The sequence below is a fragment of the Corynebacterium confusum genome (genome assembly GCF_030408715.1).
In the GTDB taxonomy this organism is placed as follows: Bacteria; Actinomycetota; Actinomycetes; order Mycobacteriales; family Mycobacteriaceae; genus Corynebacterium; species Corynebacterium confusum.
The window spans coordinates 559,827-576,582 of record NZ_CP047202.1 but is presented as its reverse complement, the minus strand read 5'-3'; the positions used below and the strand labels follow the sequence as shown (position 1 = coordinate 576,582).

At 67.1% G+C, this 16,756-nt stretch carries 12 protein-coding genes; 4 read left to right on the top strand and 8 right to left on the bottom strand.

What is annotated here, in order from left to right; translation table 11 throughout:
* Positions 1–448: 448 nt before the first annotated feature.
* The 3 genes from CCONF_RS02770 (at position 449) to CCONF_RS02760 (ending at position 3,880) form a co-directional block, all read left to right on the top strand.
* Complete coding sequence (locus CCONF_RS02770; protein WP_290224984.1) at positions 449–1,312, top strand: sulfurtransferase; 864 nt, start codon at positions 449–451, stop codon at positions 1,310–1,312.
* A gap of 169 nt (positions 1,313–1,481) precedes the next feature.
* Positions 1,482–3,263 (top strand): acetyl/propionyl/methylcrotonyl-CoA carboxylase subunit alpha, encoded by a 1,782-nt coding sequence (locus tag CCONF_RS02765; RefSeq protein ID WP_290224983.1) that lies wholly within the window; start codon positions 1,482–1,484, stop codon positions 3,261–3,263.
* A 14-nt stretch (positions 3,264–3,277) separates the two neighbouring features.
* A complete protein-coding gene (locus CCONF_RS02760) occupies positions 3,278–3,880 on the top strand; it encodes a GNAT family N-acetyltransferase (RefSeq protein ID WP_290224980.1) in 603 nt (200 codons plus the stop codon).
* 11 nt (positions 3,881–3,891) lie between these two features.
* Here the strand turns inward: CCONF_RS02760 and CCONF_RS02755 are convergent, their stop codons facing one another.
* The 4 genes from CCONF_RS02755 to prpD all read right to left on the bottom strand — a co-directional run bounded on the left by CCONF_RS02755 (position 3,892) and on the right by prpD (position 11,205).
* Positions 3,892–7,332: a pyruvate carboxylase gene (locus CCONF_RS02755; protein WP_290224978.1), complete on the bottom strand. Its 3,441-nt coding sequence runs from the start codon at positions 7,330–7,332 to the stop codon at positions 3,892–3,894.
* Positions 7,333–7,553: 221 nt separating this feature from the next.
* Entirely contained in the window at positions 7,554–8,726 is a 1,173-nt protein-coding gene (locus CCONF_RS02750) for a bifunctional 2-methylcitrate synthase/citrate synthase (protein WP_290224976.1), read from the bottom strand.
* Positions 8,727–8,767: 41 nt separating this feature from the next.
* Positions 8,768–9,694, bottom strand: a complete 927-nt coding sequence (prpB, locus tag CCONF_RS02745; protein ID WP_290224974.1) for a methylisocitrate lyase — start codon at positions 9,692–9,694, stop codon at positions 8,768–8,770.
* Positions 9,694–11,205 carry a 2-methylcitrate dehydratase PrpD gene (gene prpD, locus CCONF_RS02740; RefSeq protein WP_290224972.1) on the bottom strand — a complete coding sequence of 504 codons (1,512 nt, stop codon included), beginning with the start codon at positions 11,203–11,205 and terminating at the stop codon, positions 9,694–9,696. Before prpD ends, prpB begins: the two co-directional genes overlap by 1 nt.
* A gap of 192 nt (positions 11,206–11,397) precedes the next feature.
* Between prpD and CCONF_RS02735 the strand changes: the two genes are divergently transcribed.
* Positions 11,398–12,714, top strand: coding sequence for a short-chain fatty acyl-CoA regulator family protein (locus CCONF_RS02735; protein WP_290224970.1), 1,317 nt, complete (start codon positions 11,398–11,400; stop codon positions 12,712–12,714).
* Positions 12,715–12,794: 80 nt separating this feature from the next.
* On the opposite strand, the gene CCONF_RS02730 is transcribed toward CCONF_RS02735, so the two are convergent.
* The 4 genes from CCONF_RS02730 to upp form a co-directional block, all read right to left on the bottom strand.
* Positions 12,795–14,222, bottom strand: a complete 1,428-nt coding sequence (locus CCONF_RS02730) for an NAD(P)H-quinone dehydrogenase (protein ID WP_290224968.1) — start codon at positions 14,220–14,222, stop codon at positions 12,795–12,797.
* A gap of 98 nt (positions 14,223–14,320) precedes the next feature.
* Positions 14,321–15,550, bottom strand: coding sequence for an amidohydrolase (locus CCONF_RS02725; RefSeq protein ID WP_290224967.1), 1,230 nt, complete (start codon positions 15,548–15,550; stop codon positions 14,321–14,323).
* Positions 15,551–15,667: 117 nt separating this feature from the next.
* Positions 15,668–16,021: a helix-turn-helix transcriptional regulator gene (locus CCONF_RS02720; RefSeq protein WP_290224965.1), complete on the bottom strand. Its 354-nt coding sequence runs from the start codon at positions 16,019–16,021 to the stop codon at positions 15,668–15,670.
* A 77-nt stretch (positions 16,022–16,098) separates the two neighbouring features.
* Positions 16,099–16,734: a uracil phosphoribosyltransferase gene (upp, locus tag CCONF_RS02715; protein WP_290224962.1), complete on the bottom strand. Its 636-nt coding sequence runs from the start codon at positions 16,732–16,734 to the stop codon at positions 16,099–16,101.
* Positions 16,735–16,756: the final 22 nt, after the last annotated feature.

Genomic DNA, 16,756 nt, shown 5'->3' with positions numbered 1-16,756 from the left:
TCACGTCTGGGACACCGGATTTCTAGCGGCTCCCACACCCTTTAATTTATCGGACTTCCCGCCGCCGCGCGCGCCGGAAAATACCCCCTTTGTCCCACCTTAAGGCGGGATTTGCCGGCCTTAAAGGGGCGGGCGAAAAGCGCGCATGTACCCTACCAGCACACTTGTTATAACCAGATCCCCGGAGGGGCCGCGCGGGCCCGGGAAAGGGGGCATCGGCGGGCGCAAGAATGTATTGAATACCACACCCGTCGCGGAGAAGTGACCAATCGTTTTCCGCGCGGTAGAGTATGGGGCAGTAAAAGTTATACGAAGATTCAACCGTGATTCAGCCGCGCCGGCCCCGGCCCCGGCGGCTGGGTCAACGCTTTTCGGACCGCGCCGTACAACCCCCTACCAGCCTTGACATACGGCGCGCACCGCATCCCGACGAAAGGTTTCAAAGAGCATGACCGAATTCGACCCGCACCCGCCCTTCCAGGACTTCGCCCACCCCGGCCGCTTGGTCTCCGCGCCGTGGCTGTCCGCACGGCTCGGGGTGAAAGGTCTACGAGTCATCGAGGTCGACGAGGACTCCCTGCTCTACGACATCGGGCACATCCCCACCGCCAGCCGCATCAACTTCCAGAAGGAACTACTGGACCCGACCATCCGCGACATCATCGACGGCGCGGCCTTCCAGCAGCTCATGCAGGACAAGGGCATTAACCGCGAGGACACCGTAGTCTTCTACGGCGACAAGTCCAACTGGTGGGCCGCCTACGCCCTGTGGGTCTTCGAGCTCTACGGGCACCCGGACACGCGGCTGCTCGACGGCGGGCGCGACGCCTGGATGGCCGAGGAGCGCGACACCTCCTTCGCCGTGCCGGAATTTCCGGCCTCCGATTACCCGGCCGTCGAGCGCGACGACGCCCCGCACCGCGTCTTCGTCGACGAGCTGCGCACCACAGACGCCGTCATCGTGGACACCCGCAGCCCCGAGGAATTCGCCGGCCAGCCGACCAGCGCCTCCCCACAGGGCAACTCCGCCTACGGCACTACCATCCGCCACGGCCACATCCCGGGCGCGACCAACCTGGAGTGGGACCGCGCGATGTACCCGAACGGCACCTTCCGCCCCCTGGAGGATCTGCGGGTCAACTACGGCAATCTGAACGCCGGGGATCCCACCATCCTCTATTCGCACGTCGGCGCGCAGGCCGCGCACACCTGGTTCGTCCTCAAATTCCTGCTGGGAGTCGAGAACGTCCGCACCTACGACGGCTCCTGGGCCGAGTGGGGCAATATGGTTCGAATGCCCATCGAGCGCTAGAATCCTAGTGTCTAAGCCGAGCTGGGTGTAACACGCCGGAGAAATTCCCGTATCTAACCTGGTACGGGATTATTTTTTGCATAATTTTTATAACCTGACGGTTTTCTCATGTTTTGATATGCAAGAATAGTAAGCGATCCAATACTAGTTTTTCAGGAGGATTCCTGCTGTGGCAGTTGAACAAAAGAAGATCACCAAGGTGCTCATCGCCAACCGTGGTGAGATCGCAGTTCGCGTCATCCGCGCTGCGCGCGATGCCGGCATCAGCTCCGTAGCGGTCTACGCCGAACCCGATGCCACCGCCCCCTTCGTCGAGCTTGCCGACGAGGCCTTCGCGCTGGGCGGGACCACCTCTGCCGAGTCCTATTTGGTCTTCGACAAGATCCTCGACGCCGCCGCCAAGTCCGGCGCCGACGCCATCCACCCCGGCTACGGCTTCCTGTCCGAGAACGCCGACTTCGCCCAGGCCGTCCTCGACGCCGGCCTCATCTGGATCGGCCCCTCCCCGGGGGCCATCGCGGCCCTGGGCGACAAGGTCACCGCCCGGCGCATCGCGGAGCGCGCCGACGCCCCCATGGCCCCGGGCACCAAGGACCCGGTGGCGGAATCCTCCGAGGTCGAGGCCTTCGCGCAGGAAAACGGCCTGCCGGTGGCCATCAAGGCGGCCTTCGGCGGCGGCGGCCGCGGCATGAAGGTCGCCTACACGCACGAGGAGATCCCGGAGCTCTTCGAGTCCGCCACCCGCGAGGCCGTGACCGCCTTCGGCCGCGGCGAGTGCTTTGTGGAGCGCTACCTGGACAAGGCCCGCCACGTCGAGGCCCAGGTCCTGGCCGACATGCACGGCAACGTCGTGGTAGTCGGCACCCGCGACTGCTCCCTGCAGCGCCGCTTCCAGAAGCTGGTCGAGGAGGCGCCGGCCCCCTTCCTGACCGACGAGCAACGCGCCACCATCCACGACTCGGCCAAGCGCATCTGCCGCGAGGCCGGCTACTACGGCGCCGGCACCGTGGAATACCTGGTCGGTTCCGACGGGCTCATCTCCTTCCTCGAGGTCAACACCCGCCTGCAGGTCGAGCACCCGGCCTCCGAGGAGACCACCGGCCTGGACCTGGTGCGCGAGCAGTTCCGCATTGCCCAGGGCGAAAAGCTGCCCTTTAGCGAGGACCCGACCCCGCGCGGCCACGCCTTCGAGTTCCGCATCAACGGCGAGGACGCCGCCGCCGGCTTCATGCCGGCCCCGGGCACCGTGGTGGACTACCGCGAGCCGACCGGCCCGGGCGTGCGCGTGGATTCCGGCGTGCGCGCCGGCAGCGTCATCGGCGGACAGTTCGACTCCATGCTGGGCAAACTCATCGTCTGGGGCCCGGACCGCGAGACCGCCCTGCAGCGCTCCGCCCGCGCCCTCGGAGAATTCACCGTCACCGGCCTGCCGACGGTCATCCCCTTCCACCAGGCCATCGTGGCCGATCCCGCCTTCCGCGGCGACGGCGAGTCCTTCGACGTCTACACCAAGTGGATCGAGGAAGAGTGGTCCGGTGACCTGCCGGTCTACCAGGACCCAGAAGCCGCCGAGGCCGAGGACGTCGAGGCCCTGCCTGCCCAGAAGTACGTCGTGGAGGTCAACGGCCGCCGCGTCGAGGTGGCCCTGCCGGGCGATCTGGTCCTGGGCGCCGGCGCGGGGGCGCCGAAGAAGAAGTCCAAGAAGCGCCGCGGCGGCGGCTCCAAGGCGGCCGTGTCCGGCGACGCCGTGGTCGCGCCCATGCAGGGCACCGTCATCAAGGTCGCCGTCGAGGAGGGGCAGGAGGTCGCCGAGGGCGACGTCCTCATCGTGCTGGAGGCCATGAAGATGGAAAACCCGGTCAAGGCCCACAAGGCCGGCGTGGTCACGGGCCTGGCCGTGGAGACCGGCGCCCAGATCAACAAGGGCAACCCCATGCTGGAGATCAAGTAGCTAGGCTGGTGGGCATGACTAATAATGCCCCCTCCCCTTCTGAGCGCCGCACCCCGCTGCACCCCGACGTCAACGACACGGGGATCAGGCTGCGGCTGGCCCAGGATGATGACCGCACCTACCTGTCGCGCCTGTTCTACCTGACCGACGTGCTCGGTGACGAGACGGCCGCGCTGGGCGAGGAACACCTGCGCGACATCGGCGCTTACGTGGGCGAATGGTCCCCGCGCGTGGACGGCGGGGTCCTCGCCATCTCCGAGTACGAGGTCCCAGCCGGCGGGGCCTGGCTGCGCTACTTCACCGGCGAGCACAAGGGCGTGGCCTACACCGGCCGCCCAGACGCTGATCCCCACGATGACAGCCAGTGGGCCACGGAATTCGACCCGGAAGACATCCCCGAGCTGTGCATCGCCGTCGAGCGGCGCTACGCCGGCCTGGGCCTGGGCAAGCGCCTGCTGCGCAACGTCATCGATCTCGCCCGGGAGCAGACCGCGCCGGCGATCTCCCTGTGGGTCGATCCGCGCAACGAGCGGGCCCGCCGGCTCTACGATGCCGCCGGTTTCACCCCGCTGGAGGTCCCCGGCGGCGAACCGGGGACCATGATTTACTACTTCTAGCCTTCCTAGGGCTAGCTGACCACCACGATGAGGTCGCCGCCCTCGACCTTGGTGGCCTGGCCGATGGCCAGGCGCTCCACCGTGCCGGACTGGGTGGCGGAGATGGACGCCTCCATCTTCATGGCCTCGATGACGGCGACCTGATCACCCTCTTCAACCTCATCGCCGACCTTGACGGTCGGGTTGACCACGCCCGCGAACGGGGCGGCCACGTGGCCCGGGTTGGCCGGGTCGGCCTTCTCCACCGTCGCGACGGTGGACTCGGCGGAGTGGTCGCGCACCTTCATCGGGCGAATCTGGCCGTTAACGTTGAGGATGACCGAGCGCATGCCCTTCTCATCCGGCTCGCCGACCGCGTCCAGCCGCACGACCATGGCGTTGAGGGACTCACGCTCCGTGCTGTTTTCCGGGAAGAAGTGGACGATCTTCTCCTCGCCCTCGGTCAGGCCGTAGAAGAACTCGGCATCGTTGAGCGCCTCGGTGTTGCCGTACTGGCGGCGGAACTCCTTGAACTCCTCGAACTGCTTCGGGAAGAGCAGGTGGTTGAGTGCCTCGCGGCGCTCGGTGGAATCCTCCGAGTCCAGGTGGCGGGCCTGCTCGGCCGGGATCTCAGAAATCTGCGGCCCTTCCTTCTCACCCGCGCGGCCGGAGAGGATCTTGTCGCGCAGCGGCGGCCAGCCGCTGGACGGGGTGCCCAGCTCGCCGCGCAGGAAGGCGATGACGGAGTCCGGGATGTCGTACTTGGTCGGCTCCTTGGCGAAGTCCGCCGGGTCGACGCCGGCGCCCACCAGGTGCAGCGCTAGGTCGCCGACGACCTTCGAGGACGGGGTGACCTTGGTCGGCCGACCCAGCATCTCATTGACGGCGGCGTAGGTGTCCTCGATGACCTCGAAGCGGTCGGCCAGGCCCAGCGCGGAGGCCTGGGCGCGCAGGTTGGACAGCTGGCCGCCCGGGATCTCGTGCTTGTAGACCCGGCCCGTCGGGCCCGGGATGCCGTTCTCGAACGGGGCGTAGACCTGGCGCACGGCCTCCCAGTAGGGCTCCAGATCGGAGACGGCCTGCAGGTCGATGCCGGTGTCCCGCTTGGTGTTCGCCAGGGCGGCGACGATGGCGGACAGGGACGGCTGCGAGGTGGTGCCCGCCAGCGGGGCCGAGGCGCCATCGACGGCGTCGGCACCGGACAGGGCCGCCGCGTAGTAGGTGGCCAGCTGGCCGCCCGCGGTGTCGTGGGTGTGCACGTGCACCGGCAGGTCGAAGTTCTTGCGCAGGGCCATAACCAGCTTGCTGGCCGCGTCCGGGCGCAGCAGGCCGGCCATGTCCTTGATGGCCAGCACGTGGGCGCCGGATTCGACGATCTGCTCGGCCAGTCGCAGGTAGTAGTCCAGCGTGTAGATGTCTTCCTGCGGGGAGGTCATGTCCCCGGAGTAGGCCAGGGCGACCTCGGCGACGGTGGTGCCGGTCTCGAGGACGGCATCGATAGCCGGGCGCATCTGGCTGACGTCATTCAGGGCGTCGAAAATGCGGAAGACGTCCACGCCGGAGCGGGCGGCTTCCTCCACGAAGGAGTGGCAGACCTTGTCCGGGTACGGGGTATAGCCGACGGTGTTGCGGCCGCGCAGCAGCATCTGGATGTTGACGTTCGGCATGGCTTCGCGCAGCATGTCCAAGCGGACCCAGGGGTCCTCGTGGAGGAAGCGCATGGCCACGTCGAAGGTGGCCCCGCCCCAGGCCTCCACGGAGTACAGGTTCGGGGTCAGGCGCGCGACGTGCTCGGCAGCGGAGACCAGGGTGGTGCCGCGCACGCGGGTGGCCAGCAGCGACTGGTGTGCGTCGCGGAAGGTGGTGTCCGTGACCGCCAGGGCGTCTTGAGTGCGCAGCTTCTCCGCGAAGCCCTTCGGGCCCAGCTCGCGCAGCTCGTCGCGGGAGCCTCGCGGCAGATCGGAGTCGCGGTGGGAGCGCTCCGGCAGCTTGTCGAACGGGCGCAGCGGCGTCGGGCGCTCGCCGTTGGGGCGGTTGACGGTGGTCTCGGCCAGGTAGTCCAGGATGCGGCCCGGCTCGTCGCTGGCCGGCGGGGCCTTGAGCAGGTCCGGGTGGTTGGCAATGAAGCCGGTGTCAATACGGTGCGCGGTGAAATCCGGCTCCCGCAGCAGGGCGCGCAGGAAGCCGATGTTGGTGGAGACGCCGGAGACCGTGAACTCGTTGAGCGCGCGGATTGCACGGGCCACCGCCTGCTGGAAGTCCTTGCCGCGGCAGGTCATCTTCACCAGCAGGGAGTCGAAGTTCGGGGAGATCTCCGCGCCGACCGCGGTCGCGCCGTCGAGGCGCACGCCGGCTCCGCCCGGCGAGCGGTACGCCGTCAGCGTGCCCGTGTCCGGGCGGAAGCCGTTGTTCGGGTCCTCGGTGGTGATACGGCACTGCAGCGCCGAGCCGGTCAGGTGGATGGCCTCCTGGTTAAGGCCCAGGTCCTCCAGGCTGGCACCGGCGGCGATCTGCATCTGGGACTTCACGATGTCCACGCCGGTGACCTCCTCGGTCACGGTGTGCTCGACCTGCACGCGCGGGTTCATCTCGATGAAGACGTGGTTGCCGCGCTCGTCGACGAGGAACTCAACCGTGCCGGCGCCCTCGTAGTTGATGTGGCGGCAGAACTTCACCGCGTCCTGGCAGATGCGGTCGCGCAGCTCGGTGTCCAGGAACGGCGCCGGGGCGATCTCGACGACCTTCTGGTGGCGGCGCTGCACGGAGCAGTCGCGCTCGAAGAGGTGGATGACGTTGCCCTGGGAATCCGCCAGGATCTGGACCTCGATGTGCTGCGGGTTAATGACGGCGGTCTCCAGGTAGACGCTGCCGTCGCCGAAGGCCGCCTCCGCCTCGCGGGAGGCCTCCGCTGCCTTTTCCTTAAGCTCCCCCGGCGTCTCGACGAAGCGCATGCCGCGCCCGCCGCCGCCGGCCACGGCCTTGACGAAGACCGGGAACTGGAAGTCCTCGGCGTAAGAAACCAGCTGGTCCACGTCGGTGGACGGCTCGGAGTCCTTCAGGGTCGGCAGCCCGGCCTCCTCGGCCGCGTGCACGGCGGCCGCCTTGTCGCCGGTCAGATCCAGCGTTTCCGGGGTCGGGCCGATGAATTTGATGCCAGCCTCCTGGCACGCCCGCGCGAGATCCGCGCGCTCGGACAGGAAGCCGTAGCCCGGGTAGACGGCGTCCGCGCCGGACTTCTTCGCTGCCCGGATGATTTCCTCGATATCCAGGTAGGCCTTCACCGGCTGGCCTTCGGTGCCGATACGCACGGCCTCGTCCGCGAAAGCCCGGTGGAAGGAGTTTCGGTCCTCCCGGGGATAGACAGCAACGGTGGTGGCCCCGGTCTCAAAGGCCGCGCGGAAGGCACGCACGGCAATCTCGCCGCGGTTAGCGACGAGCACCTTCGAGAACGAGGCGGGAGCAGTCTGAACCACGAGTTTTCCTTTCAGTTCAGTGAGTGATGCAACTTACATCTTAGTTCGATCACGACCGTTTTAGGGACGATTTCCAGTGCAAAGATTCACACAGTTGCAACAGTCTTTTTGTTAAGGATGTAAAGCCGGAAAAGCCCAGCACACGCACCGTCGAGCAGGATCAGGAACGGATGGGTGTGCTGGGAGAATTTCGGCGACCGGACCCCGGCCGGGGGTGGGTCTTAGTAGGACTTCGGCGGGACCGAGCGTTGCTCCTCGCCAACGTAGGCGGACAGCGGGCGGATGAGCGAGTTGTTCTCGTTTTGCTCCACGATGTGGGCGGTCCAGCCGGTGATGCGGGACATCACGAAGATGGGCGTGAAGAACTCAATGTCGAAGCCCAGGATGTGGTAGGCAGGGCCGGCCGGGAAGTCCAGGTTCGGGCGGATCTTGATGGAGGTGTTTTCGTACATGGTCTTCGCCATGATGTCGTACATCTCGACCCACTGCTCCTGGCCGTGCTCCTTGGCCAGCTCCTTGAAGGCGGCCTCCATGGTGGGAACGCGGGAGTCGCCGTTCTTGTAGACGCGGTGACCAAAGCCCATGACCAGTTCCTTGTTGGCCAGCTTGTTCTTGGTCCACTCCTCCGCCTTGGCCGGATCCGCGACCTCCAGGAAGTTCTTCATCACGGCCTCGTTGGCGCCGCCGTGCAGCGGGCCCTTGAGGGCGCCGATGGCGGCCACGATGGCGGAGTAGGTGTCCGACATGGTGGAGGTAACCACGCGGGCGGAGAAGGTGGAGGCGTTGAAGGAGTGCTCCGCGTAGAGGATGAGCGACTTGTCGAATGCCTCGATATCAGCGCGGTTGTTGGCCGGGGAGCCTTCCTCCTCGCCGAAGACCATCCACAGGAAGTTCTCGGCGAAGCCCTTCTTGCGGGAGGGCTGGATGTAGTCCTCACCGCGGCGGCGGCGGAGGTCCAGGGCGATGATCGTCGGGATCTTGGCCATCAGCTCCAGGGCGGTGCGGCGGATGTGCTCGGAGTCGCGGGTGTAGGCCTCCGGGTCCTGGGCGCCGATGTAGGAGATGGCGGTGCGCAGGACGTCCATCGGGTGGCAGGACAGCGGCATCGACTTGATCAGGTCGATGAGGTGGCGGTCCAGGTGGCGCAGGGCCTTTTCCCGGGCGGAGAAGCGGATGAGGGATTCCTGGCCGGGCAGCTTGCCGTTCCACAGCAGGTAGGCGACCTCCTCGAAGCAGCAGTAGCGGGCCAGTTCCTGGACCGGGTAGCCGCGGTAGGTCAAGGAGTTGGTCTCCGGGACGACCTTGGAGATGGCGGTCTCGTCGACGACGACGCCGTAGAGGCCCTTGCGGATCTCCGGTTCCTGGTTCTTGGTATCAGCTGCGGTATCAGACATGGTGAATGCCCCTTTCTTTCAACGAAGGTGGGTGGTGGGGTTTAGAAGGTAGGACGGTAGGAGTCCTTGGAGTAGGTGAACACCGAGTTGTCGAAGGCGTTGTACTCGTCGTAGCGGACCAGCTCGTAGAGGCGGGAGCGGTGCTGCATGCGCTCGAGCCATTCGGTCTGCAAGCCGGTATTCGCCATGTCGCGGAGGAAGTCCTCGGTCGCGCCCATGGCCACGCGGAAGGTCGAGACCGGCCAGATGACGGCGTTGTAGCCCAGATCCTGCAGTTGCTGGGCGCTGAGCAGCTCGGTCTTACCGAACTCCGTCATGTTGGCCAGCAGCGGGATGTCCACCGCGGCGCGGAACTTCTCGAAGTCCGCGGGGCTGTAGAGCGCCTCCGTGAAGATCAGGTCGGCGCCGGCGTCGGCGTAGGCCTTGGCGCGCTCGATGGCCTCGTCGATGCCATGGATGCCGGCGGCGTCCGTACGCGCACAGATGACGAAGTTCTCGTCGCGGCGCTCGTTGACGGCAGCGGTAATGCGGCGCACCATCACGTCGGTTTCCACGACCTCCTTGCCGTCTAGGTGGCCGCAGCGCTTCGGGTTGACCTGGTCCTCCAGGTGGCAGCCGGCCAGGCCGGCGTCCTCCAGCGCGGCGATGGTGCGGGCGGCGGACATGGGCTCGCCGAAGCCGGTGTCGGCATCGACCAGCACGGGCAGGTCGGTCACGCGGGCGATCTGCCCGGCGCGCTGGGCCACCTCGGTCAGGGTGGTCAGGCCGATGTCCGGCAGGCCCAGGTCGTTGGCCAGCACGGCACCGGAGATGTAGACGCCGCCGAAGCCGCCGATGTCCTGGATAAGCCGCGCGGTCAGCGGGTTGAAGGCGCCGGGCAACGTGGTGATGTTCTCGTCCGCCAGGGCCTGGCGCAGCGCCTGGCGCTTCTCAGTATCGGTGACGGTGGAACCAAACAGGCCAGCCATTAGAAGAGTCCTTCCGGGGTGTTGGGGGCTTGGGCGAGGGCGGCATCGTTAAGCCGGACATTGAGCTCGCTCAGATCGTTGAGTTCGCGCAGGTTCTGGGCGGCGGCCAGGAAGCGGTCCTGCTCGGCCGGGTCGACCAAGCCCTCGGCGAGGGTGCGGAACTTGGCGATGTAGTTGTCGCGCTCGAACGGGCGCGCGCCCAGCGGGTGGGCATTGGCCACGGCCATCTCGTCCTCGACCACGGTGCCGTCGTTGAAGGTGATGACCGCCTTGGCGCCGAAGGCCTTCTCGTTCGGGTCGTGGGAGTGGTAGCGGCGGGTCCACTCGGGGTCTTCCACGGTGGAGATCTTGTGCCACAGCTCCACGGTGTCCGGGCGGGCGGCGCGCTCCGGCAGGTAGGAGTCCACGTGGTGCCAGCCGCCATCCTGCAGGGCCACGGCGAAGATGTACATGATGGAGTGGTCCAGGGTCTCGCGGGAGGCCTGCGGGTCCATCTTCTGCGGGTCGTTCGCGCCGGTGCCGATGACGTAGTGGGTGTGGTGCGAGGTGTGCAGGACGATGGACTCGATGTTGGCGGTGTCTAGGCCCTTGTCCGCCAGGGTCTGCTTCATGCGGATGGCCAGGTCGATGGGCGCCTGGGACTGATATTCCGCGGAGTGCTCCTTGGTGTAGGTGTCCAGGATGGCGCGCTTGGCCTCGCCGGGGGCAGGCAGCGGCACGGTGTAGGTGCGCTCCGGGGAGTGCAGCATCCAGGCGATGAAGCCGTCCTCGCCCTCCCAGATGGGGGCCGGCGCGCCCTCGCCGCGCATGGTCCGGTCGACGGCCTCGATGGCCATCTTGCCGGCGAACGCCGGGGCGTAGGCCTTCCAGGAGGAAATAAGGCCCTTGCGGGATTGGCGGGTGGCGGTGGTGGTGTGCAGCGCCTGGCCCACGGCCTGGTAGATGGTCTCGGTGTCCAGCTCCAGCAGGGTGCCCAGGCCGGCGGCCACGGACGGGCCGAGGTGGGCGACGTGGTCGATCTTGTGCTCGTGGAGGCAGATGCCCTTGACCAGGTTGACCTGGATCTCGTAGCCGGTGGCCACCGCGCGGATGAGCTCCTTGCCGCCCAGGCCCTTGTGCTGGGCGACGGCCAGCAGCGGCGGGATGTTGTCTCCGGGGTGGGAGTATTCGGCGGCCAGGAAGGTGTCGTGGAAGTCCAGCTCGCGCACGGCGGTGCCGTTGGCCAGGGCGGCCCACTCGGCGGAGTAGGTGCCGTCGATGCCGAAGACGCTGGCGCCGCCTTCGGCGACCGAGTGGCCTTCGGCCATGGTGCGCGCGGAGGTGACCGGGCGGCGGGTGACGGAGGCTACCGCTACGGCCGCGTTATCGATGATGCGGTTGATGCTCATGTCCGCGACCTCGTCGTCGACGGCCACCGGGTCCGCGGCGACCTGCGCCACCTTGTAGGCCAGGTGCTCCTCCAGCGGGAAGTCCTCCGCGGACTTGTGGGTGCGTACTTGGTGCTCAATCATGGTCTGCCGTGCCTGCCTTTCTACCCCCCCTTGTGAGGGCCGTAACACTTATTTGCGTTTCACATCACACTAGGCGGTTGTCGCGGGCTCAAACCACAAGTAAAGTTTGCGGAATAGAGTGGAATATGACGACAATTTCCGCAAAAGCTGTAAAAACCGCAGTACACGGGCGCCAAAGGAAGATTGAAGACGATGAGCAAGCACTACGCGGGGGCAAGGATCCATGCGCTCCGCAAGTCCCGCGGACTCACCCAGGTCGCCATGGCCAAGGAGCTGGACCTGTCCACCAGCTACCTCAACCAGCTGGAAAACGACCAGCGCCCGCTGACCGTGACGGTGCTGATGCAGCTGACCCAGCGCTTCGGCGTGGACCCGACCTATTTCTCGCCAGTCAAGGACGTGCGCACCATCTCCGATCTGCGCGCCATCTTCCCCCAAGCACCCGAGTCGACGCTTTCCGAAATCGCCGCCCGCTACCCCGAGCTCATGCCGGAGCTCGTCGATATCGCCCGGCGCGTGCCCGAGTCCCGGCCTGCCGGATCCTACGAGGTCGTGCGGGATTTCTTCTACGACGCCAACAACTACATCCACGAGCTCGACGTCCTAGCCGAGGAGCTCTCCGGGCGACTGGGCGACAGCCTGTTCCGCCTGACCCAGCTGTCCACGCTGCTCGACCGCGAGCTCGGCGTGCAGGTCCGCTTCCGCGCGGCCGGCCCGCACCTGCGCCGTCAGTACGACCCTGAGACCCGGCAGCTGGATCTGCAGGACGGGCTGACCGATGCCCAGCTGTGCTTCCAGATGGCCCTCCAATACTGCCTGCTGGCCTACCGCGACGTCCTGGACAACCTGGTCTCCGAGCTGGCCGATGCCGACTCCCGCGACCTAGCCACCTACGGCCTGGCCCAGTACTTCGCCGCCGCCGTGACCATGCCGTACACCGCCTTCCTCGAGCAGGCCGAGGACTTCCGCTACGACGTCGAGCGCCTCGGCACCGCCTTCGGCACCAGCTTCGAGGCCACCGCCCAGCGGCTAGCCACCCTCCAGCGCCCCGGCGCCCAGGGCGTGCCGTTCTTTTTCATCCGCACCGACCGCGCGGGCAATATCTCCAAGCGCCAGTCCGCCACCAGCTTCCACTTCTCTCGCTCCGGCGGCTCCTGCCCGCTGTGGGTGGTCCACCGGGCCTTCGAGACCCCCAACCGCATCACCCGTCAGGTCGCCACCATGCCCGACGGGCACAGCTACCTGTGGATCGCCCGCCACATCCAGGGGCAGGCCCAACCCTTCGGCACCCCGCGCAAGGAGTTCTCCGTCGGCCTGGGCTGCGACATATCCCAGGCCCACCGACTCATCTACTCCGACGCCCTCAACCTCAACCCGGCCGCCGCCACCCCCATAGGGCCCGGGTGCACCACCTGCCCGCGCAGCGCCTGCCCCCAGCGCGCCTTCCCACAGTCCGGCGTCGAGGCGCACCACGATCTCAACGCCAGCCCCAACGGCCTGCGCTTCTAGCAAGCAAAAAGGCAGCTGGTCTGACCAGCTGCCTTTAATTTGTGCCGTCGGGGCCGCCCTCGGGGGCGTTTGAGTAGTGCCTACTCCAGATCATCGTGGGCGACCAGGCGGCGGGCGGCCTCGGTGATGGTGCCGGACAGGGACGGGTAGACCGCGAAGGAATCCGCCAGCTGGTTCACGGTGAGCTGGTTAGTCACGGCGACCGCAATCGGCAGGATGAGCTCGGAGGCCGTCGGGGCGACGACCACGCCGCCGATGACGCGGCCGGAGGTCTGGCGGCAGAACAGCTTGACGAAGCCGTGGCGGAGCGAGCGCATCTTGGCGCGCGGGTTGGTGCTCAGCGGCATGGTGATGGTGCGGGCGGCGACGTCGCCGTTTTCGATCTCGGCCTGGGTGAAGCCGACGGCCGCGATCTCCGGGCGGGTGAACACGGCTGTGGCAACGGTCTTCAGGCGCAGCGGGGACACGCCCTCGCCCAGGGCGTGGTACATGGCAATGCGGCCCTGCATGGCGGCCACGGAGGCCAGCGGGAACAGGTCGGAGCAGTCACCGGCGGCATAGATGCCGGCCACGCTGGTGCGCGAGACACGGTCGACCTCGATGTGGCCGGACTTGGTGGTGGACACGCCGACGTTCTCCAGGCCCAGGCCTTTCGTCTTCGGGATGGAACCAATCGACATCAGGGCGTGGGAGCCGAAGATCTCGCGGCCGTCGGAGGTCTTAACGCACACGCCGCCGTCCTCGGTGCGGGTGACGGTGTCCACTCGGGCGTGCTTTTCCAGCTCGACGCCGCGCTCGGACAGAACGGTCTCCAGCACGTCGGCCGCGTCGGCGTCGTCGTGCGGGAGGATGCGGTCGCGGGAGGCGACCATGGTGACCTTCACGCCCAGCTCCGCGAAGGCGGAGACGAACTCCGCACCGGTGACGCCGGAGCCGACCACGACGAGGTGCTCGGGCAGGTCCTGCAGGTTGTAGACCTGCTGCCAGGTCAGGATGCGCTCGCCGTCCGGCTGGGCGCCCGGCAGGATGCGCGGGGTCGCGCCGGTGGCAATCAGCACCAGGTCTGCCTCCAGGACCTCTTCCTCGCCGCCGTCGTTGTGCACCGCGGTGATCTTGTGGCACACGCTGGCGCTGGCGGTCTGATCCTCGCCGAAGTAGCCGCGGCCGTTGATGACGCGCACGCCGGCGCGCTCCATGTCGTTTTGGATATCGCCTGACTGGTTGGCGGCCAGGGCCTGCACTCGCTCGTTGAGGGCCTGGAGCGCCAGCGGCATGTGCCCCAGGTGCTCATTGAGCCCCATGGCCTCCGCACGCCGCAGGTCGGTCTTAATGTTGGCGCCCGCGATGAAGGACTTCGACGGCACACAGTCCAGCAGGATGCCCGAGCCACCCATGCCTTGATCTTCAATCAGGATAATGTCGGCGCCATACTTGGCACCGGCCAAAGCTGCTTCATAACCTGCGGGGCCGCCGCCGATGATGACAATTCGCTGCGACTGGTGAGACACGTAGAAAAGCTCCTTTAATAAACTTCAGGCGATTAGGTCACGGGGAAATAGAGACAAGACAAGTGTCATAAAGATACTTCCCCGCCTACTCTACCGCCCTAGCCTAGGTCTACGCCCTCCGAGTTCGCGAATTGCTCCACCACGGAGCCAAAGAGCTTGATGCCCACGCCGATGGCGCGCTCGTCCACCACGAGATCCCCCATGTGCAGATCGAACTGCTCGCCGTCGCCGGACCAGCAACCCAAGCGCGCCATGGAGCCGGGAACGTGCTCGAGGTACCAGGAGAAATCCTCCCCGCCGGAGGACTGCGGGGCCTCCACCACGGCCTGTGGGTCAATGTGGCTGGCAGCGCTGGCCAGCAGGGCGGTGGCCACGTCGTCGTTAAGCACCGGCGGAACGCCGCGGTGATAGGACAGGACGTGCTCGACGCCGACGGGGGCCAAGATCTGTTCGATGAGCTCGGTGACCAGTCCCTGGATCTTGCGCCAGACCCCGATATCGGCGGTGCGCACCGTGCCCGAGGCCGTGCCGGTCTCCGGGATGGCGTTCGGCGCGTAGCCGGAGTTGACCTGGCCGAAGACGGCGACCGTGCCGGTGCGCGGATCCACCCGGCGCGACAGCAGCGCGGGCAGCTCCGTTATCACCTTGCCCAGCGCGTAGACCACGTCCGCGGACAGGTGCGGGCGGGAGGTGTGCCCGCCCGGACCGTTGATGGTCAGCTCGACGATGTCGGTGGCCGAGGTGATGGCACCGGTGCGCACGCCGATGCGCCCGACGCGCAGCTTGGGCTCCACGTGCACCGCGAAGATGGAGTGCACGCCCTTTAGCGCGCCCCACTCGATGACGTCGGTGGCCCCGCCCACCCAGACTTCTTCGGCGGGTTGGAAGATGACCCGCACGCCGACCGGCAGGCCGAAAGCACGGTCATAGTCGGCGATGGCGCAGGCCAAGCCCAGCACCACGGTGGTGTGCACGTCGTGGCCACAGGCGTGCGCGACCCCGCTAACCTCCGAGGTAAATTCCAGGCCGGTGACCTCCGTGACCGGCAGGGCGTCGATGTCCGCGCGGAAGGCCACACGCCCGCCCTCAGTCTCTGGGCCGATGTCGGCCATCAGGCCGGTCTCCGGGAAGCGGTGGGCGCTAACGCCGTACTCGGCCAGGCGGGCGGCGATATACCGGGTGGTCTCTACCTCCCGGTTGGCCGTCTCCGGGTGGCGGTGGATGTGGCGGCGCCAGCCGTGAATCTCCGCCCGGTGCTCCTCGAACCAGGCGCTGACGAACGCGCTGATTGACTGTGGGGCCACCAGGTCTCCCGTCTGGTCTGCCATTAATGGCCTCCTCACCGCGTTAGGCAACTGCTCGTTTAGTACTCGCCACAGTCTACAACTAGACCATGCTGTTCAGTTAGTCGCCCAGTATAACCGCCCCTCCCCGCGCGCCAATAGTCAGGCCCTCAACTTGCCCGCGCCGCCGGGAAAGGCTGGCTGGGTCGCCTCGCGGCGGCGCTGGCGCACGTACGCCGGAGAAAAGGCGGCGACGTCGGAGATCTCGGCCACCAGCGAGGCCGCGAACTGCCGGGTATACGGCAGCAAGACCGCCGGCGGGATCTCCAGGGCCAGGGCCAGCTTGTAGACCGTGGATACCGTCGGATCCGCGGCGCGGGCGCGCTCCAGGTTGCCGATCTGGTTGCGGGAGACGCCGGAGATATCCGCCAGCGCCCGCTGGGACAGGCCGCGGCGCACCCGCGCGGTGCGCAGGTTGCTGGCGAATAATTCCCCGCAGGATTTCCAAAAGCTCAAGGCCGGACGCGCAGCCGTAGTCAAAACTTCCCCACCCCCGTGGAAGACGCTCGATGATGTGCGCCTTAAAGCCTAGCTTAGAAGTCGATGTTGCGCGGGCCGTAGAGGCGATCGCCGGCATCTCCCAGGCCGGGGACGATGTAGGCGTCCTCGTCCAGGCTCGGGTCGATGCACGCGGTGACCAGGCGCACCGGCAGGCCCGAGTTGGCCAGCGCGTCCACGCCCGGCTGCGCCGAGACCATGCAGATGGCGGTGATATCGGTGGCACCGCGGTCGGCCAGCAGCCGCAGCGAGTGCAGCAGCGAGCCGCCGGTGGCCAGCATGGGATCGACCACGAAGACGGTGCGGCCGGACAGGTCCTCCGGCAGGGCCTCCAGGTACGGGACCGGCTCGTGGGTCTCCTCGTTGCGCGCCATGCCGATGAAGCCGACCTGGGCGTCGGGGATCATCGCCAGCGCGGGGTCGATCATCCCCAGGCCGGCGCGGATGATCGGCACGATGATCGGCGGGTCCTGCAGGCGGGTGCCTTCCGCCACGTCCACCGGGGTCTGGCAGTCGAAGTGCTCCACCGGCAAGTTCCGCGCGGCCTCGTAGACCAGCATGGTGCCCAGGTCCTTCAGTGCGGCGCGGAAAGCCGTGTTATCGCTGCGGGCGTCGCGCATCAGGGTCAGGCGGGACGCCGCGAGGGGGTGATCAACAACGTAGGTTTCCATGTCCCCCATCGTAGGGCATGGA